This window comes from Desulfosporomusa polytropa, assembly GCF_055380075.1.
Map to the genome: position 1 here is coordinate 3,198,641 of NZ_AP042400.1, position 20,840 is coordinate 3,219,480.

Below are 20,840 nucleotides of genomic sequence, written 5' to 3' on the forward strand. Positions count from 1 at the left end.
AAAGAGAAACTTTCGACCTCACTGCTCACATACCAATTCAATAAAGATCTGCACAAGTAGCGGATCAAACTGACTTCCGGAACAACGTGCAATCTCAGTTAACGCCTCACTTTGTGACAAGGCTTTGCGGTATGGCCGGTCATTAGTCATGGCATCAAAAATGCCTAAAGAGCTTTAATTAATTTAAATGGAATACAAAGCTTTGGGATATATAGCAGCGAACAGCTCTTCCCCGGGCGTTTTTAGCTGGGGCAAAGGACCACTGATAAAAAGCCGTTAAAGCCGCTTGATCTAAAGCAGATGAACCAGAAGAAGCGGTGATACTAGCCCCTTCGATGCTGCCATCCGTACCGATAATAGCTCGGATGCTCACGGTGCCGCTTATGCCCTGCCGACGCACTTCTTCCGGATAAACCGGATTCGTACGGCTGAGCACGCGCAGCGGTGTTGCCGGTTCCAAATTATCTTTCCCGTCTGAATCGCCGCCACCTTGGCCATTGCCTTTTATGCCATCGGCGTTTCCACTGTCCTGGCCCTTGCCGGTACCATTGCTTTTGCCGCTGTTGAAACCAGCATCAGAAGCTGATTCAGGCGTTTGCGACGGCTTTTCTTGCCGCGTGCTGTCAGATGGCGTTGGTTTTTGCTCATCCAGATGCGTTGTTGGCTGTTCTGGTTTTGGCAGAGCTATATTCGAAGCAGGAACCGAGCTGTCACTGCTATTACTATCACTGCCAGCACTACCGCTGCTGCTACCGCTGACAACTTCGTAGATGACATCTACCATCAATGGCGGTTTCTGCTGTTCTAAATAGTTAAAGAAACCACTGGTTGCCAATACAATGAACAAAACAAGATGCAAAAGAATCGAAAGGCCCCAGCCGATGCGTTCATTTTTATCTTGTTTCATTTAGTTTTTCACCTCAGCATCGACAGCCAAGCCAAAACGTGTGATGCCCGCAGCTTTGAGGTTATCAAGAAATGTTATGACCTTGCCATAAGCTAGGCCTTTTTCGGCGCGGATAACCATGGCAAATTTTGGATTTTTAGTGTTTTCGGCCTTAGCCTGCAGCAGCAAGTTCTCTTCAGTAATGGACTTATCTTCGAGCCATAAAGTGCCATCTTCTTTTATTGTCACCAGAAATGTCGCATTGATCTGAGATTCCGCATGTTTTGCTGTTGGCATATTAATCGGTAGTGCCTTTAAATCAACCATATATAAAGTGCTTAACATAAAAAACACCAACAGGAAGAACATAATATCGATCATCGGAATGATCATGATTTCCGGTTTTTTGAAGGAGCGGCGGTCACGCAACCTCATGGGCCGCCCCCCGTTCTACTTGATTTTCCAGCGAAGAAAAACATTGTTCCATATCGGTTACGATATGATCGAGCCGTTGAATGAAGTAAGCATGTACAGCCATGGAAATAATGGCAACACAAAGCCCTGTAGCCGTGGCAATCAGGGCTTCTCCAATGCCGCCGGTAATTGCCATCGGCTGGCCGACCTGTAGATTGAAAATGCTGAAGGCGGAAATCATGCCACTGATCGTGCCTAAGAGACCTAGCAATGGTGCCATAGTTACGATTACGCTCAGATAATATAAACGGCTGCGGAATTTTGCCAACGCAACGCCAGACTGGACTTCAGCAAAGCCCGTAATGGCTTTGGCATCTTTGCCCGCCTTCTGCATGGCGACTTCGAGAATACCAGCGAGATCGCCTGCTGTTGCTGCTGCCAATTGCTTGGCGTCCTGCCAGCGGTCATTACTGAGGGCATTGCAATAGTCTTCGGCAAATTTGCGTCCGGAATCAGCCCGGCGAAAATAAAGAAATCGCTCAATGGCGATAGCTACAACGAAAATCGAACACAGCAAAAGAATATACATGACGAAACCGCCCTTTTGAAAATAAGCGGCTCCCTGAAGAATTAAGTCCATAAATAATTTCCTCCCATTAATTATGATAAAATTTGAATATCCTGATTAAACCCCTCGTCCCAGATCAAATTTACCTTAACCCGGCACAGGGCTTTTATCCACATTAAAAATCTCGCCAAAAATTCTGCTCCTTAAATGGTACACAGATTACAGCTTTCGTACCGTTTTCCAGTTCCGGCCTTACAATCTGAACATTAACATGGTATGTATTTTTTATGTAGGTCGGATTGATTACTTCATCCGGTCTTCCGATTTGAAACCGGCCCCCACTGCTGATCGCGGCTACTTTGGAACTATACTGCAGGGCATGATTCGGTGAATGCGTTGTCATGATTACGCCCAGCCCTGCTTTTTGAATCATCGTATGAATGTAGTCGAGCACGCGAATTTGATTCCCATAATCAAGATTTGATGTAGGTTCATCCATAATTAAAAAATCCGGTTTTTGCGCCAATGCCCTGGCAATCAATACAAGCTGACGTTCGCCACCGCTGATTTCGGTATAAATACTATCCTTTAAATGCCCAATGAATAAAGTTTCTAGAACCGTGGCGGCAATCTCAATATCGGCCTTGCTCGGTGATCCCCAAAGGCCCAGATGAGCAGCCCGCCCCATAGCGACAACATCAAGGACCTTAAATTCAAAAACAGATGAATGGGCTTGCGGCACATAACCAACTCTTTTGGCAAATTCCTGGCATGACCATTTGGCTATGTCTTCGCCATCAAGCAAAATCCGTCCCGACTGTAATTTCAACAACCACAAAATCGTCTTAAATAAGGTCGTCTTCCCTACGCCATTCGGCCCCAGCAGGCAGAAAAACTCGCCTGATTTTACAGTAAATGATATATCTTTCAAAATTGTTACTTTACCGTAACCACAATTCACGTGATCAAGTTGAAGCTCCATGTTTTTTTATTCCTTTCTGCAACCTGGCTCAACCTTTACGGGTTTTATACAACAAATAAATAAAAAATGGTGCGCCGATGATCGAGGTCAATATCCCGAGGGGAACTTCTACCGAAAATAACGTTCGCGCTAAATCATCCACCAGCAACAAAAAAATAGCCCCCATAACAACCGATGCCGGCAATAAGATTTTATTATTCGGTCCAACAATCATCCTCGACAGATGTGGTACCACCAGACCAACCATGCTGATAATACCGCTTATAGAAACTGCGGCTGATGTAATAAGTGTTGCCGCTAAAATAACGAAAAAACGCAGTCTAGTAACATTCACGCCTAATGCTTTGGCTTCTTCATCACCAAACGATATGACATTCAGGTTCCAGCGCAGTGCCAGGAGCAGCGTAACTCCCAATAAAATAGGAATTGCTGTAATGTATACGGCTTCACCACTGGCCGAAGCCAAACTGCCAAGCAGCCAATAGGTAATTGCCGGCAAAGTGTTTTCGGGATCAGCCACAAATTTCGTCAAGGATACAAACGAAGCAAAGAGCATCCCTATGATAATCCCCGCTAAAATCATCATTAAAACCCTATCGCCACGTTTGCCTACCCACGTCGCAATGCCGTAAGTCAACAATACAGCAATAAGTCCAAATACATAAGCAGAAAGCTGGATACCAAACGTTGACCATGACAAAAGGATGGCTATAGCAGCACCAAAACTTGCTCCCGCCGTCACGCCTAAAATATCAGGCGAAACCATTGGATTGCGAAACATCCCTTGATAGGCTGCACCAGCTGCAGATAACGCTGCGCCGACAAGCATAGCGGCAATAATCCGCGGCAAGCGGATCTTAAACAGGATAATCTCTGTATTTGGTGTCCAAAACGGCGTGATCTGCATAATTTTTGCGGCTAATATCCCCAAGGCCGTATCTGGAGCGATAGGATAGCGCCCCACCATAAAAGATATAAAAAAAACGGTCAATAAAGTGATCAATAAGCTTATCAATTTCACTGTATCCTCAGAACATCTGATCCATTTCATCACTTTACTCCCCACTTATTTATATTCTTATTCCGGATTTTTCCCGGAAATAATGCGATTCGCCTCAGCTTCCGAAAGATCATAATTCATAAATGTCTTATAAAAATACCGTGTTTCCTTGACAATATCTATATCCTGAAATTGCTCAGGATACAATGTTTTAGCCGCCCATTGAATTTGCAGTGCCTCTTCCGCTCCATAGCGATCCCACAAAAAGGCCCCATCAGGATTGGCATAGACTTTTTTATTTTGAACCGCTTTGATGCCCTGCCAAACAGGATTATCCATAATCCTATGTATATTGCGAGTACCATCCGGCTCAATAGGCAAAGCATTACTGCTCACAATAATAACATCAGGGTTCCAAGCCATAACTTGCTCCATTGTTACTGGTTTCATATTGCCTTTAACATCAACCGCTGCATTCGTTCCTCCGGCAACTTCAATCCAATTGTCAATGATTGTAGTTGTTCCATCAATGAGCAATGGATTCCAAGAATTGATATGCAAGACTTTAGGCCGTTGTTCCTGGGAAATCGGATCGGTAACAGCCTTGATCTTAGCCATTTTTTCATCTAAATAAGCAATATAAGCATCGGCCTTCGCCTTGGCCTCCGGGCCCAAAATCGTACCGGTTGTCCGGAAACACTCCTTAAGTCCAGCAAAATCAGTAAAAAACAATTGCACAACCGGTATCCCTGTATCTTTCAATTTTGTAGCAATTACATTGTTTGTCGAAATAAATACAATGTCCGGTTTTGTCTTCATAAGTTCCTCGATATTCACGTCTTTGGGTGTGAACACAATTTGCGCATCATTCATCGCCGGATTCACAATATAAAGCCAAGGCCTGGCACCTTTTATATCTACAGTAGCTTTTATTTTATCACCCGCCCCAAGCATCGTCAGTACTTCATTATGGGCCGGCCAGGCATCCGCAATACTTTCAAGCTTAGCGGGAATCTCAATCTTGGCTTTGGCAGAATCGGTTATAACAACTCTTTCTTGTTTTGTTGCTGTCAGTTCACTGCCACAACCGACTAAAGCCAAAATCAATAAAAGCAATGTTACAAAAATAAAACCATTTCTATATACACTTTTATATGACATAACGCTACATCCTTTCTGCTGTTGTTAAATAATTCAATGAGCTATGAATTTGGAGTTTATTGAAGCAATTTACGTAATTGTCTAATTCATATTGATGCTACTCAACCCAACCATCACATGATTAACGGTTGGGCTGAGCAGCTTTACTCATTTTATATTTTACAATGTCAGCACAAAATTAGAATTTCTTGCTGAGCTGAACACCGTAGGTGGCTCCGGTATCATACACGTACATGCCTGTAGCATAGCGCTGGTCAGTGATATTGTTGCCGAACAGGGTAAGGGTGGTATTTGCATTCAATTCCTTGTTGATGTTGATATCGATGGTAGTTACTCCATCCATATTAAAGTCTGTGCCGCTACCTGCATTTACGCCACTGGCTGTACCTCGATACTGGCTGTTATGATGCAGCATCAGATTAGCCGATATGTCCTTATTTTTATAATTTAGCGCTATATTATAAAGGTTATGCGGTGTGCGGCTATTATCCAAGGCATTACTTGAATGAAAATAAGCGTAGCTCGCTTTATAACCGAAGTGATCGGTTATATCGCCATGAAAACCCAATTCAAAACCTCTACGCTGCAAATCTCTGGCAGTATAGCTGTAAACCGGGTAGCTATGCGATGTATCCCAAGACTCATAATATTTGTTGCCTGTAGCAACCCGAGCATTATCAATGTCATAATAGAAGGCTGTCAACGAGGCATTCAGCGCTTTACTGTAATTCGCTTCCACTCCTGTTTCACATTTTATACGCTTTTCATCGCCCAGTTTTTCATTGTTATCCACGAGGGCAAAATCGTTATCTGACTGCTGCGAATAGCCCAGACGCGCCGTTGCTTTATAGACCTTGTTGATCTGATAAGCCGCGCCTACCGATGTGCTGACCGAATTTCCTTCCCACATGTCTCCAAAAAGCCGATCATACGCTATTGAGGTTGAGCCCGCTAAATATTTACCAATTCCTGCTGTAATATGTTTTTTATCGAGCCTAGCCGAAACATCAAGCGTCACTTTATCCGTAGCTTTTCTTTCCCCATACATATAAAAGCCGTACAGTTCTTCCTCACGTGGGCTGCCGCCGTATGTACCCATCCCGGTCGGTGCATCATACCACATGAGCTGCGTACCGAATTTCAGCTTATCCCGGCCATAATCCAGCGTATGTCCCAGATTCAATTGCCGCAAATAATCCCGTTCATAGAAACCGCCAGCCTTCTTGGTAACCGGGTCTCCATTTAGTGCCCATCTATATGAATCCACATGACTCCAGCCGAAACTAAAGTCAGTTGTATGATGCTCATCCCATTTTTTCGCCGCATTCAACGCCAATACTGTCGTCTTGATCGGCAAAAATCCGCCAAGGGCCAATTTATTTGCAGGAGTTATATTGAGAGCATAGGAATCTGCTACCGAGTTAAAATAAGCTTTATTATGGACATCGCCTTCATTGTACAGCAGTGTCAGATTGGCAACCCAGTCCTCGCCTTTATCCCCGATTTTAAATAAATATGTGTTCAGATTTTGGCTATTGTTCCAGCCATCCATACCGTCGGTCTTGTCTTTCGCGTAGCCCAACGTATAATAACCTGTATCACCGATCTTGTCACCATGCACATAGCTTGCTTTTTCTGCATTGAAAGTTCCGTAACTCACTTTGGCCTTGTCAACCGACTTGGTAGGCGTCATGGTCGTAATGATAATATAACCTTGAGCAGGAGCACCGGACTTAACGTTAGTTTGCGCGAAGGAGGCTACTGGCCCCATCGTCAAGATTGATGCGTCGCGGCAAAAAGTAATCGATTCGATCATGTCAACCGGCAGATTCATGAGCATACGCGAGGCTTGCGCTTCTGGCAGCCAGACACCATCAATGATATAACCAATTTCATCACCGCCGCGCGTCTCAACTTTGCAATAGCCTTTAGCACCATAGCGCATGACATTGAGTCCCATCCCGTTTTGAATAAGTTCCAATATATCTTTAGGATGCATTTTTTCAATGTCTTCCTGGGTAAAGGTTTCCGTCGCTATCTTGCTGCTTTCTGGAACAGCCAAACGAGTATCTACCGGATCGGCCATTGTATTTGTTGCTTCTTTGGCAGGTGTTGCAATTTTTTTGCCCGTTACCTGGACATCGCTAAGTACAGTAGTATTTTCATTATCGCTTTCTTGGGCCTGTACCGACAACACTGTACCACCACAGACTATGGAAGATACTGTCAATGCTATCAATAACTTGTTGTGTTTCATAAAATATAAACGCCTCCCCAACATAAATGCGTGTTAACTTGAATCCCCTATTAACTGGGTCGATTCATCGCCAATGATTTGTCTTACTTCGTGGTCAGTCAATTCATAATGGTAAAATTCTTTAAAAAACCATTTAACTTCAGGCCCTAAATCATCTGTAAAATTCTCCGGATGAAAAACCTTAGCCGCCCACTGTATTTGTAGCGCTTCCTCCGCGCCATAACGATCCCAGGAAAATACCCCTCGAGGATTGACGTACACCCGCTTGGTCTTTACGGCAGCGATCTGTCGCCATACATCATCTTGCTCCAACTCCATGATAATTTGCCGGCCAACTAAAGCCTCCCGGGCAATAACAAGTACCTCGGGATTCCATTTGATGACCTGTTCCAGCGTAGCCGCCTGTAAGTTGCCGGTTACGGCAGCGACATTTACACCGCCGGCCATATTGATCCAATCATCGATAATCGTGCCGACACCATCAATGAGCAGGGGATTAAGTTTGGCAATATGTAATACCCGTGGTCTTTGCTGCAGCGGTATTTGGGTGGTAATTCCGGTTATTTGGGCCTGTTTATCATCCAGATACCGAATATATTTATCCGCTTGCGCTATCGCCGAACCGCCCAGCACGGCTGCTGTAAGTCTGACACAGTCTTTCAAGCTGTTAAAATCGGTGACTGACAATTGAACTACAGGAATATCAGCTTTTCTGATGGCCTCCACGTCTTTATTACTATTTGAGACAAAAACCACATCCGGTTCACATTTAATCAACTCTTCCACCTTAGTACTGGCAGAGCTGAATATTATCGCCGCCTTATTAATGTCCGGGTTGATTTTTTGCAGCCACATTTTTTGGGTTGTCGCCATAGTTGTCGCCACAATTTTGTTACCGCCGCCCAATAAGCAGACAATGTCCTGATGAGCTGCCCAGGCGTCGGCAATGCGGTAAATTTTATTGTTCAAATTTACCGGCACACCGAACATATCGGTTACCAACATTGCCTGTTTTATCGCTGGCATCGTTGGAACATCCGCACTACAACCGCTCAACAACAGTAACAAGGTTAGCGTCATTATAAAAATGGAGTTATTTTTTGATCGGCCCCAATAGGAATTATTGATTATTTCAAAATCGTTTTGCGCCCAGTTTCTTATTTTTGAAATTTCTCCTGGTGAAACACCAGCCGATTCCAAAAACAACTGGTGCTGCTCTGTCGACATCATCTCAAATTCCCGGTGCCACTGCCATTGATCATAAAGACTAAATCCTGCAGCACTAAAGATCCCATCCCATGCATCATTGGCAACTAGTGCTTTTCGCTCTTGCACTTGAAAGTCCAGCAATAACCGGACAATCCCTTTTTGTTGGTCACGCAATGTCTCGATAGATTGGTTTAGTTCGTGGATTCTCCTTTCCAAAAGAGACACTGTTATACTTTGAGAACCAGATAGTAGTTCCTTAATACTATTCAAGGACATTCCAGCTTCGCGATAGCTGCAAATCCTTTCGAGCAACTGGCAGTCGGACTCGGAATAAAGTCGATACCCAGATGACGTTCGCTCTGAACTCTTCAAAAGTTCGATGGAGTCATAGTATAGAAGTGCTGTGCGAGAAAGGTGAAACTTCTTTGCTATCTGTCCGATGGTATACATCAACAATCTCCTTTTTTCATCATAAACTATAAAGCAATAGACAGGTCAATAACATAAATCAACATTAACTAACTAATTAACTAAATAAATTAATTATTATTCGTTTTTATTTGTCATAATATCATGGTCCCTCTATTTTCGTCAATTTTTCGCTAATTCATATTTGTTTAACAAAACTATTCAATACATAAATGAATACAACTAAACAATAGAAAGCCGAACCGGCTTTCCCAAGAACAGTTCTGGTACAAAAATCTCACCAATCCAAAGATTCCCTGCCATTCACCAAAATATCAAGCAACTATACAAAAGAACATCCTCCCCCTGATTGATCAAGGGAAGGATGTTCTTTGCCGACACTATTTAACAGCAATTAAACACATTGCTGTTTTATCTATAGATCTGACGGCATTATCGCAAGCTGTGCTGTCATATTCCAACGCAATCTATCATCCCAGCGCTCAGGCGCGACGGTGACGGTATATGTAATGTCACCACGTTTCTTTTCGCCATATGCTCTGATGGCTTTTACTTTACCAGCTATCTCTAATTCAGGTATACCTAGCGCTCTCGTCTTCATCCAGCAGCCAACGTCCTCAATCATCTTGGGATGAATCATCTGAGTACTTACTGGCGGCGCAAGAATAAATACGTTCTTGCTGGCCTCATCCTCCGACTCCTTTCGTTCATTCCTGAGTAATCGTCCAGAAGTAAAGCCCAATGGCTCTGCTGCCTTGACACCAGGAACCTCAAGAATTTCGTGTTCAATCCTGGCAGCCCGGTAGTTTTGACTAAAACCAACAGAGATATCATAACGAAAATAATCAAGGGCATCATCTAATGTAGAATACAACGATGCCCGAATGGAAAAGACGGCCATAAATACCGTTCCCGCAACTGTCAGCGTCAGTAATGTCAAAGCCAAACGCCATTTCCTCCGGAAGGTATTTCGCAAGGAAAGCAAAACAGGACGCGATAAAATGCTTACTCTTGTTAGCCGTCTGTCTATCCACTTATCCAGACGGCTTTTACCTGTTACACTGCCAATTCACCTAGCGCTTGCACCAAAGGAATGTTCTTCTTAGCAAGTCCACCATCAAAAAAGTCCTATATAGATATTCTACATAGGACCCCTAAAATCATTTTCTGTATTATTAATTTTTTGGATTTTCTTAACAACCTGAAGAAACTTAAAAGACAGGCTAAACTCCTGTCTTTTAAGTTTCTTTTCCGTTATCTTACTTAGCTAATTTTTGAATAGCTTCTAGCTCAGGTTTGAAGTCCACACCGTATTTATCAACTACCGATTTGGCAGCATCTTGCCACGGTTTTACGTCTTTAACTTCAGTTACAACTACGCCGCTCTGAACCAGCTTATCCATAGCATCTTTCTCATATTTGTTCCATTGCTCTTTTTGGTAGGCAACAGAGTCCTGAGCAGCTTGTTTGATAAGAGCCCGATCCTCCTCAGACAGTTTATCTGAGGTTAATTTACTCATCATTAACACTTCAGGAACGCGTTGATGGCTATCCAACACATAGTTTTTTACAGCCTGATTATGATTGGCAGTCAAATAGCTAGGAGCATTATTCTCTGCACCATCGATAACACCAGTCTGCAAGGCACTGAATACTTCGCCATAGGCCATGGGAGTAGCGCTGACACCAAAGGCTTTCATTAGATCAATATTAATGGCATTTTGAATTACACGGATTTTCATACCCTTCAGATCTTCTGGTGATTTAACAGGGTTTTTGGTATAAAAGCTACGGGAACCTGAGCTGTAGTAGGCAAGTCCGACCATCTTGGACTTATCAAGACTTGCTAACATTTGCTTACCTGACTCACTGTCAAGATACCGCCATACATGGGCATCATCATTGAATATATAGGGCAGAGAAAATACGCCAAAAGCTTTATTAAACTCAGCCAAATTGCCTGTACTTACCCGAGTAAACTCAAGCGAACCCATTTGAATCTGCTGAACCACTGACTTTTCATCGCCAAGCTGTCCAGAATCAAATACCTTGATTTGAATGCGGCCTTTGCTGCGCTCATTAACCAGTTCTGCAAATTTTTTATCGCCCATTGTTGTCGGATAATCTGGCGGATGTGCCTCTGCCAAACGGAAGGTGTACTTAGGCTTTTGCGTATCACCTGCAGCTGCATCCTTTTTTGCCCCACCGCAGCCTGCTACCACAAGACCGGCTCCTAGTACAACTGCTAAACACGCTGCTAACCATTTTCTGTTTTTCATTTTCTTCCCCCTCAAAAATTAATGCAAATATGGTAATACTCTGACAGTTATTTTTAAACCAACCGCCTCCTCTTACCCGTTAGTTTGCATACTTAAAACAAATCTCTATTTAAAGAGAGATGGCAACCAAAGAACGGTTTGCGGAATATAAGTGATCAGGAGCAAGACAACGATCATCGCATAGAAAAACGGCAACATGGCTTTGGTACCTTTGGAGATACTTACACCGCCAATGGCGCAGCCAATAAATAATACCGTACCTACCGGCGGTGTCAACAAACCCATGCCAGCATTGAAGATCAGCATCAAACCAAAATGGACGGGATCCATACCCAAAGCAGTGCATACCGGTAACAGAACAGGGGTTAAAATTAGAATCATCGGCGCCATATCCATTGGTCCGCCTAGAATCAGGAGCAGAATATTAATCATCATCAAAATTACATATTTATTATCAGAAACACTCATAAACCAGTCGGTAATCATATCAGGAATGCTGAGATAAGCCATTACATAACCAAAGGCAGCTGAAGCAGCAATCAGGAAATACACCATCAGGACTGTCCTGAGTGTCCGTTTAAGCACACTCCACATCCGGGTTATTGGCACATCACGATAGTAGCCGAAAGCCAGAATAAATGCATAGACAACAGCAATCGCACCCGATTCAGTAGCAGTAAATACACCGGAAATAATACCGCCGAGAATAACAAAGGCCGGAGATATAGACAAAATTCCATTAAATACAATACCAGGAACAGCGCTTCTTTCAACAGGATCACTCATCGGATAATTGCGTTTTTTGGCAATAATATAAGCTACAGTCATTAAGGAAGCCAACAGCATGAACCCTGGCACAATCCCACCGAGGAATAGGCTCTTAATTGAAACACCGCCGGCAACTACGGAAAACAGTACCAGATTGTGACTTGGTGGGACAACAACCCCTTGAATAGCGGAGGAAATCGTAAGACCAACCGCATAATCAGCATCATAACCCTTTTTCTTCATAGCCGGAATCATAACTGAGCCAACAGAAGCGGCATCCGCACCTGCTGATCCCGAAATATTGCCAAAGAACATGCAGGCAATACAGTTTACCAAGGCCAAACCGCCGCGAATTCTGCCTACCAGCAAGCTGGCAAAGTCAACAAGCCGCTGGGCCAGACCGCCTTCACCCATAATTTGACCAGTAAGGATGAAGAATGGAATCGCAAGCAGTGTAAAGGTACTAACCCCGTTAATCATTTGCTGCCCGATAGTAGGCAGAGGAACTTCCAAAAATACCATGGTGAACAGTGAAGAAGCAAATAGTGCTTGCGCTACCGGCAATTTTAGCAATGTAAAACCAATAAAGGTGATTGCCAATAGCCATATCGCAATATCATTTACATCCATTATGCTTTACCCTCCAAGTCGTCCCCGCCAACCTCAAGGTCAGAACCTTTATGGCGCTTTGTATCAATACCTGCAAGATGCAACAAGGAATAAGCACATACCATTAGGCCACTGACAGGCATAACTAAATACACAATACTATTAGGCAATTTGGTAGCCGGCAAGGTGGAATCAAACATAAGCACCGTGAATTCCCAGCCATAAACAACAAAGTAAAGACCATACATTAGGCCCATTAGTTCGATCCACTTATCAATCCAGAAATTCACCCTGGGCGATAAATAGTCGGTCAAAGATTCTACACCCATATGAACTCCCTCGCGGAAACCAACAGCAATCCCCATGAAGGAAAACCATACTAAACAGAGCAAAATGCCCTCCTCAGACCAGAAAAAGACAAAGTTAAATATTTTCCGCGTAATTACCTGCATAAACATAACCAGAATAACACTTAATAAAGCTATAATTGCAAATGACTCAAAAAATGTATCAATTTTCAAAGCAATTTTTTTCAAGATCTCCAATTATTTATGTCCTCCTTATCTTTATTGGAGGATCAAACTGCGCTTATCCCGCCTTGTCTCCCTGTGGCATAGGCAGGATTGTAGCGCAATTAAATCCTGGATAAGAATTACTTAGATCCTTTGGTCTCTCTGTCAATGGCATCCCACAAACCATATAAATATACTGCGCCCAGCGCCCGGTCATAAAGGCCATAGCCAGGCATGCCGACTTCGTCCCAAATCATCCGACCGTGGTCTGGGCGGAGGGGGCCGTTAAATCCTGCCTCATAGAGGGCCTTCATGATGGCATACATATCAAGCGACGAATCATCGGCTTTGTGGGCGGTTTCGCTAAATACGCCTGGTTCATAGATTTTTATATTACGTACATGAGCAAAGTGAAGCCGGCCCATTTTGGCAAAATGGCCAAAAATCTCTGGAATATTATTGTTGGGATTAGCACCAAGCGAACCGCTGCACAAAGCCAAACCATTGGCTGGGCTGTCAACAAGCTTCACAAGACGCTCAAGGTTAGCCTTGCTGGTCATAATCCGTGGCAACCCAAATACTGACCAAGGTGGATCATCCGGGTGAATTGCCATTTTGATACCACACTCTTCGGCAGTAGGGATAATTCCCTCCAGAAAATATTTGAGATTGGCAAATAGTTTTTCTTCGTCAATATCCTTGTATAAGTCAAACAGCTTCTTAATCGAAGCCAGACGGCCCTTTTCCCAACCGGGAAGCTCAAAACCATTAGACCCCTTTTCCATCTCTTCTACTAGCTTATTTGGTTCCAGGCCCTTAATGACTTTTTCATCATAAAATAACGCGGTTGAGCCATCAGGCAGAACTTTGGCTAACTCGGTACGGGTCCAGTCAAATACAGGCATAAAGTTATAACACACAACTTCGATGCCAGCTTTGGCCAAATTTTTAAGCGTAATACAGTAGTTCTCAATATAGCGATCTCTAGTGGGTAGACCAAGTTTAATATCTTCGTGCACATTTACGCTCTCGACTGTCTTAAACATAAGGCCAGCTGCTTCAATTTCCTTCTTAAGCTCCAGAATGTCTTCGTACGGCCATACTTCACCTACCGGAATATGATAGATGGCACTTACCACGTTTTTCATTCCTGGTATTTGGCGGATATAGCGGAGCGGAATTTTGTCAAGCTTATTACCATACCAGCGAAAGGACATCAACATAATTAATCCTCCTTTATTTTTGTGTCTTGGTAAAGATTTGTTGCTTACGCTGCAAAAAGTAATCACCATGAGCTTTTCTCAGATATTCCAAATCAATAAGTACTTTTTCTAAGTGCAAATTAATTATTTTCTTTCCCAATTCTACGTTCTGCTCTTGAATTGCCCTGATAAGCTCTTGATGATGCTCAAGCAATTGATCCCATTGGAATTCCTTAGTCTTTAAGTTTAATATTCTCACCCGGTTATAATGCGCATTCATTAGCTGCAGCATCTCCCAGGTACGACCCTTTTTACAGCCCCTAAAAATAACCGCATGCATGGTTTCATCTAGTTCAAAAAATCTATAATAGTTTTTTTCACTAATACACAGCTTTTGCAGCGCTAAACAAGACTGTAACTGGAATAATTCTTCAGCCGGAAAACAAGTACAGGCCTGTTGAATGACCTCATACTCTAATGTTTTCCTGACAAAGGTGGATTCCTCCACTTGATCTGTATCAATCAACGAAACATAGGTTCCTTTCTGGGGAATAATGTCCAGTAGGTTTTCCTGCGCTAACTTAATAAAAGCTTCTCTTACCGGCGTTCGGCTGACTTTCAACTGACTGGCTACCTCTTGTTCGGAAATATTTTGCCCTGGAGGAAGCTCCAAATTAATAATGTTACACTTTAGAAATCTATACACATACTCACGAATAGACTCTTGCGGGTTTTGCTCAATAATCACCAAATTTCTAATACTCCTTTTCCGGACTGGTACGACTACCACACTACCATACTAACATGTCTATTGAATTTTCGCAATAATAAATAATTACATATTCTTACTGTATGAGAAGCTCCGACTGCAAACGGTTGCTGCCGGAGCTTCTCATACAATGTGTTAAAGACTTTTCTATTTTACATATTTTTGCAAAGTAGCTCGTACCGCGCCTGGTCCGGCGATCATTTCAGTAAAATACGCCTCAATCTTTTCTCCCAAACCGACACTGTATAGATCAGAACCAAATATTTCTTTGCTAGACAAAATGGGTTGCAGGTGTCCTTGTAGCGATTTGCTGTCACCTACTTTTATGCCGGTAAGATGAGTGCTGAGCATCGACAATAAGGGATCTGAACTTAGGCTCATTTCCTGCCCTTGATCGTCCACACCTAACAGATAACGGCACCAGCCAGCGATAACAAGGGGAATAAAGGTTAGTTGTTTCACGTCAAGATCAGCCCGCTCTTTATAGGCCTTGATTGTCTCGCCAAAGCGTATACCCACTTTCTGTGAAGTATCTGTGGCAATTCGCTGCGGCGTATCCGGGATATTGGGATTGGGAAAACGAACCTCAATAACTTCTTTGATAAAAGCTTCCGGCTGAATAATCCCGGGATTGACAACCACTGGCATTCCTTCTTGATAGCCTACCTTTTCCACCAGTTTTTTCAATTCCGGATCTTTCATTTCATCGGCAATTAGTTGATAACCAAGTAAGCAGCCAAAGACAGCAAGTGATGTATGTAGCGGATTGAGACAAGTACATACCTTCATCTTTTCCACCCGATCTACAATCTCTTTATCGGTAAAGATTACACCCGCTTGTTCTAGTGGCATCCGGCCATTAGGGAATTTATCTTCGATAACCAGGTATTGAGATTTTTCTGCATTAACAAATGGAGCGATAAAGGTGTTCTTCGTGGTGCGTAAAATACCGGTACTGCCAAAGCCACTGGCTTCCAAGGCATTTTTAACACTTTCCGCAGGTCGGGGAGTAATTTTATCAATCATACTCCAAGGAAAAGATACTTTGCCAGGATTATTAATGTAGTCCACAAAAGCGGCTTCAACTAGGCCCTTTTCCTGCCAGGCTTTTACGATTGTTACCACTGAATTATAGAGTATATCCCCATTATGGGAGCAATTGTCCATACTGACAAAAGCAATGGGTAGTTCCCCATGCTGATAACGGGTGTACGCCAAAGCAGCCACTTTGCCCATAACACTTTTGGGCTGGTCTGGGCCGTTTGCCATATCCTGCTCTACCTCAGCAGAATAGTTGCCTGCCGCATTTTTCAGGCTATAGCCTTTTTCCGTTATGGTAAAACTAGCTAGCTTAAGCGAAGGGTTAGCAAAAATAGTCTTTAGACGCTGCCAATCCTTGTCCCTGGTTGGATCGCCAACAAGACTTTCACTGATGCTGCCAATAAGCTTCTTTTCCAGGCTGCCATCGGTATTCATTATAGCCAATAACCCTAAGTTATCATAAGGTGCATAAATTTTCTCTATAATTTCCTCATCATAGGTTTCCACAACAACAATTCCGCTGTCCACTATACCTGCGTTTAGCAAAGATTGCTGCAGCATGGCAATAAATCCGCGAAAAATGTTACCAGCGCCAAAATGCACCCATGTCGGATTCTCTGTTGTAACTGCTGCCATATGCTCATAATTAAACTTTACATTTTCGATACCTGCTTGTTCCCATAAAACAGTATTTTTTATACTGTCTTTATTCAACTGTAACATACAATCCCTTCTTCCTTCCATGATTTACACTCTGATTGTACTACCATACTAGTATGGTTAGCAATATTTTTTTTAATACTTGCCTATATTAACCCCTTCTTTTTCTAGTCAATACAGCTACCGTTTACCGAAATAGCTACTACAGATAATTTTATTGGCCAATTCCCAGCCTTTAGCAGCATGCACCTGTTCCCATTCGCTTGCAGCCGTTCCGACAAACTGTCCGTCAGCCAATACGGCAAAATCTTTGCCTGTATTCAGCAGGTTTCTCCCCATAGCTGTATTCACATATTCATCTTTCTCAATCCCCATCAGATAGGAGACAGTTGGCAATATATCAATATGGCCGCCACTTGTTTTAACTTCCTGACCTGTTAAGCCTTTCTGATAGATAATCAGTGGTACCTTATGCTGATTATCCAGATACCAAGCTTCAGCAGGTGTGATACTGTTTATTTCCGGGGAATAGAATTTGTGTACGCCGGTATGATCGCCGTAGATGACAACAACCGTGTTATCCAACAGCTTGTTATCCTCCAGCAAATTCAGAAATTGCCCTATTTGTTTATCAGTATAATGTACAGTATGAAAGCTCTTACCCAGCATGGTGCCGGCAAACTTTTCGTCAACCTCAAGTTCCTTATAGTTATCAGGTAGCTCATAGGTAGTGTGGTTTGTCAGAGTAATCATGAATGCTAAAAAAGGGTTGTTGCACTCTTGAAGGATAGGTGCCACTTGACGAAAAAAAGCACCATCACTTAAGCCTAAACCAATTTGTTCCTCCATAATAAAGTTTGAAGAATCCAAACATAGCTTGTACCCGATGGACTCCATGTTATACTGCCAATTCCAGTAGGATTTATTATCAGGGTGGATAGCTAGCGTTGTATAGCCCTGCTTAGCCAAAAGTTTGGGCAGCGAGTTATAGGTATTATTAGGATAGCGGAAATATTCGGTGCCCCGGCGCAGTGGATAGATAGACGTATTCGCCATGAACTCCGCATCAGCGGTAGTGCCATTGCTGACCTGCTCATAGAAATCGGAGAAATACAAACTGTTTTTTAGCAGTTTGTTCAGATTAGGCGTAATCTCCTGCCCGCCAACCGAATTTTCCAAGTAAAAGCTTTCTAAGGATTCTACTTGGATAAAAATAAGGTTTTTGCCGGTAAAAAGGCCTTTGTAGGCATTATCAGACCGGACTTCCTGGTTATCGTTGTACCAAGCTGCTATTTCCGCTTTTTCAGACTCACTGAGTACCAGGGGACGCGAATCGGCAATATAGCTATACGCATCAAAAAGGTGATACCCTACCGGTGATAAACCAGTCACCGTCTGACTGGGAGCCCAGCACATAGCAAAAAGAAACTGTTTTTGACCGCGTTCTGGCGATACATCAAACACATAATGCGCATATAGCAAATAGCCGACGGCAAGACTGAGCAGCAGCCCAGCCAGCCGTTTGTTGCCTACAGGCGCCTTACGGCGCTTGTAGGTTAACCCAGTCAGAACCAGCAATACGGGGATATCCAAAAATAACAGGATATCTTCGGCCTGACTCATAGACCAAATACTGCTGCCAAGATTAGTTAGGTTGGCAGCCTGACTTACCACATGCACCGAGAGAAAGGTGCCAAAGGCCCTAAAATGCCAGAGATCAAAGAGAAAGAGCAATGAAAGCAGGCTATTGCCTAATAGCAATAGCCAAAAATGATGCTGACCTTTCAGCAAACAAACCAAAGATAGCGGTATTACAATAAAGGCCAGATAGACATTATAGGTAGGTACAATCGACCAGACATCCCCGAAAGCGGCCTTGAAAAATTCTGTGCAATTTACCACACCAATTAAGAAAACTGATTTAAACAATAAAGCACACAGGGTACTGAGCCATAACAGCCAAAACTCATATGCATTTGTCATAGCTGCTTAATCTCTAACATCCTTGCTTTGCCTTAGCGCACCCGGTCCGTCCTGCGCCACAGCAACTTCGGCCTCGCCGAAGGTTTTCATATCATTTAGCATATGTAACGTGGCGTTAATTACTGACATCCCGAGGGCCGCCCCGGTTCCCTCTCCCAGATTCATTTTTAGCTGAATATAGGCCGATACGTCAAGCAACGCTAATGCCTTCTCATGGGCTGGCTCGGCAGCAAAGTGCGAGCCTAGCAAATAGGGCTTGACACCTGGCGCCAGGTTTACAGCAAGCAATGCGGCAGCACTGGTGGCCAAGCCATCCAGCACTACTGCCGCTCGCCCGGCAGCAGCCCCCAGAATAATGCCAACTAAACCCGCTATAGCTAAACCACCCACTTTAGTCAGAATATCCAGCGCATCAGTAGCATTTGGCCGGTTGACTGCTACGGCTGTATTGACAAGTTCTGACTCCTGCCCGGTCAAGCCCGGCAGTGGCCCATCATGGTAGCAAGCGACAACCGCCATACCCGCAACCAGGCCAGCCTGCCCCATTTCACCCAAGCCGATCACCTGGCAGCCGCGCGCAATCTCTGTGCGGGCCATTCTTATCCCTACTTCAATCGCTTGCAGCGCTTGTTCACGGGTCATAGCCGGGCCCTCCATACTATTTTGACTGCCATACGTGATCTTTTCCTGACATACTACCGGAGATAACGGCAACTCGGCAGCAACGCCAATATCCACCACAATTAGCTTGGCCTGAACATGGGCAGCAAACACCTGGATCGGTGCCTTTCCCTGGCCGAAAACTTGCAGTCGTGCAGCTGTTGGCAGCAGTTGCTGCTCAATTGCGTCTGCTATACCATTATCAGCGGCCATAATAATGATACTTTTTTCCAGTGAGCGCGGTCGGCTATTCCCGGTAATGCCTGCAAGCTTACAGGCGATATGTTCGAACGAGTACAAACTATGTAACGGCTTAGTTAGATTATCGACTCTTAGTTGACACCGCTCCATTGCTACCTTATCCAGTGGTTTTATGGCTGCAATTAGTTCTTCAAGCATTAGTTTTACCTCCCAGATTATTGAGCATTTTAATAGCTATATAGAGCATATCAACAACCATGGAAGCACCAATTCCCTCCCCTAGCCTGACCCCCAATTCCAAACAAGCTTCTAGCTGCAGATGACGTAATGCAATAATATGAGCCGGTTCGCCAGAAAGGTGCGATGCAAACATATACTCTTTACTCAGGGGCTCAATGGCATTAGCGATTAAAGCCGCAGCAGTAGTGTTAAGTCCGTCGATGACAACAGCGCAGCGATTGGCAGCTGATCCGAGGATTACGCCAGCTAGTGCACCTAATTCAAAACCGCCCACTTTGGCTAAAACATCCAAGCCATCCTGTGGATTGGGCTTATTAACAGCTAAGGCTTGACCAACAATCTCCATCTTGGTCTTAAGCCGGCTGTCTGATATCCCGGTTCCCCGCCCAGTTACTTTTTCCGGAGTTAGACCGGTAAACGCTCCGACAATAGCGGCACTGGATGTTGTATTACCAATACCCATCTCCCCCAAACTAAAGCAGCGAAAACCGTGCCTCACTCGGTCATTAACAATTTCGATACCTGTTTCCACCGCCTGTATGGCCTGCTCACGCGTCATTGCCGGGCCTTGGGTGAAGTCCTGCGTGCCATAGGCAATCTTTCGATGCCACAGTCCGGGAACATACGACATGTCCCCAGCCACGCCCATATCAACCACAACCATATCCGCCCCGCAGAAGTTGGCAAAAGCATTGGCACTCGCGCCTTTGGAGATAAGATAATTGGCTGTCATATGAATCGTTGTTTCGATTGGATAAGCACTCACCACACGTCTAGCCACTCCATGGTCAGCTGAAGCTACCACCATACAAGCCTTTGGCAGTGTAGGCCTTAGTTCACCTGTTATTCCGGCATACTTTTGTACCATCTCTTCCAATCGGCCCAGACTGCCTGCTGACTGTAATAAGCCAGCCAAGCTAGCCTGTACCTGTTCTTTGATTGCTGTATCTGGAGCCATAATCTTCACTAACGTTTCTTGCAGTACGCTCATAATACCTCCTGTTGTTAGA

18 protein-coding genes are annotated in these 20,840 nt (G+C 43.9%); all 18 read right to left on the reverse strand.

From position 1 onward, the window contains the following. Positions 1-178: 178 nt before the first annotated feature. A complete protein-coding gene (locus ACZ449_RS16820) occupies positions 179-907 on the reverse strand; it encodes an energy transducer TonB (protein WP_464257218.1) in 729 nt (242 codons plus the stop codon). Beyond that, entirely contained in the window at positions 908-1,321 is a 414-nt protein-coding gene (locus tag ACZ449_RS16825; RefSeq protein WP_464257219.1) for an ExbD/TolR family protein, read from the reverse strand. Then, positions 1,308-1,940 carry a MotA/TolQ/ExbB proton channel family protein gene (locus tag ACZ449_RS16830; RefSeq protein WP_464257220.1) on the reverse strand — a complete coding sequence of 211 codons (633 nt, stop codon included), beginning with the start codon at positions 1,938-1,940 and terminating at the stop codon, positions 1,308-1,310. Before ACZ449_RS16830 ends, ACZ449_RS16825 begins: the two co-directional genes overlap by 14 nt. Before the next feature lie 103 nt (positions 1,941-2,043). Then, positions 2,044-2,850, reverse strand: a complete 807-nt coding sequence (locus ACZ449_RS16835) for an ABC transporter ATP-binding protein (protein ID WP_464257221.1) — start codon at positions 2,848-2,850, stop codon at positions 2,044-2,046. A gap of 28 nt (positions 2,851-2,878) precedes the next feature. Continuing rightward, positions 2,879-3,901, reverse strand: coding sequence for a FecCD family ABC transporter permease (locus ACZ449_RS16840; RefSeq protein ID WP_464257222.1), 1,023 nt, complete (start codon positions 3,899-3,901; stop codon positions 2,879-2,881). 27 nt (positions 3,902-3,928) lie between these two features. Then, positions 3,929-5,011: an ABC transporter substrate-binding protein gene (locus ACZ449_RS16845; protein WP_464257223.1), complete on the reverse strand. Its 1,083-nt coding sequence runs from the start codon at positions 5,009-5,011 to the stop codon at positions 3,929-3,931. A 178-nt stretch (positions 5,012-5,189) separates the two neighbouring features. After that, positions 5,190-7,268, reverse strand: coding sequence for a TonB-dependent receptor (locus ACZ449_RS16850; RefSeq protein WP_464257224.1), 2,079 nt, complete (start codon positions 7,266-7,268; stop codon positions 5,190-5,192). A gap of 33 nt (positions 7,269-7,301) precedes the next feature. Further along, a complete protein-coding gene (locus tag ACZ449_RS16855) occupies positions 7,302-8,927 on the reverse strand; it encodes an ABC transporter substrate-binding protein (RefSeq protein WP_464257225.1) in 1,626 nt (541 codons plus the stop codon). A gap of 394 nt (positions 8,928-9,321) precedes the next feature. Next, a complete protein-coding gene (locus ACZ449_RS16860) occupies positions 9,322-9,852 on the reverse strand; it encodes a hypothetical protein (RefSeq protein WP_464257226.1) in 531 nt (176 codons plus the stop codon). Positions 9,853-10,165: 313 nt separating this feature from the next. Beyond that, complete coding sequence (locus tag ACZ449_RS16865) at positions 10,166-11,185, reverse strand: TRAP transporter substrate-binding protein (RefSeq protein ID WP_464257227.1); 1,020 nt, start codon at positions 11,183-11,185, stop codon at positions 10,166-10,168. A gap of 105 nt (positions 11,186-11,290) precedes the next feature. Next, positions 11,291-12,583 (reverse strand): TRAP transporter large permease, encoded by a 1,293-nt coding sequence (locus ACZ449_RS16870; protein WP_464257228.1) that lies wholly within the window; start codon positions 12,581-12,583, stop codon positions 11,291-11,293. After that, positions 12,583-13,107 (reverse strand): TRAP transporter small permease, encoded by a 525-nt coding sequence (locus ACZ449_RS16875; RefSeq protein WP_464257229.1) that lies wholly within the window; start codon positions 13,105-13,107, stop codon positions 12,583-12,585. The genes ACZ449_RS16870 and ACZ449_RS16875 overlap by 1 nt, the downstream gene beginning before the upstream one ends. A gap of 107 nt (positions 13,108-13,214) precedes the next feature. Continuing rightward, positions 13,215-14,297 (reverse strand): mannonate dehydratase, encoded by a 1,083-nt coding sequence (uxuA, locus tag ACZ449_RS16880; RefSeq protein ID WP_464257230.1) that lies wholly within the window; start codon positions 14,295-14,297, stop codon positions 13,215-13,217. A 13-nt stretch (positions 14,298-14,310) separates the two neighbouring features. Then, positions 14,311-15,024 carry a GntR family transcriptional regulator gene (locus ACZ449_RS16885; protein WP_464261892.1) on the reverse strand — a complete coding sequence of 238 codons (714 nt, stop codon included), beginning with the start codon at positions 15,022-15,024 and terminating at the stop codon, positions 14,311-14,313. Positions 15,025-15,192: 168 nt separating this feature from the next. After that, a complete protein-coding gene (locus ACZ449_RS16890) occupies positions 15,193-16,809 on the reverse strand; it encodes a mannitol dehydrogenase family protein (protein WP_464257231.1) in 1,617 nt (538 codons plus the stop codon). 117 nt (positions 16,810-16,926) lie between these two features. Continuing rightward, positions 16,927-18,729, reverse strand: coding sequence for an LTA synthase family protein (locus ACZ449_RS16895; RefSeq protein ID WP_464257232.1), 1,803 nt, complete (start codon positions 18,727-18,729; stop codon positions 16,927-16,929). A gap of 6 nt (positions 18,730-18,735) precedes the next feature. Further along, positions 18,736-19,788 carry a nicotinate-nucleotide--dimethylbenzimidazole phosphoribosyltransferase gene (locus ACZ449_RS16900; protein ID WP_464257233.1) on the reverse strand — a complete coding sequence of 351 codons (1,053 nt, stop codon included), beginning with the start codon at positions 19,786-19,788 and terminating at the stop codon, positions 18,736-18,738. Next, a complete protein-coding gene (gene cobT / locus ACZ449_RS16905) occupies positions 19,781-20,821 on the reverse strand; it encodes a nicotinate-nucleotide--dimethylbenzimidazole phosphoribosyltransferase (RefSeq protein WP_464257234.1) in 1,041 nt (346 codons plus the stop codon). The genes ACZ449_RS16900 and cobT overlap by 8 nt, the downstream gene beginning before the upstream one ends. Between the last annotated feature and the right edge of the window lie 19 nt (positions 20,822-20,840).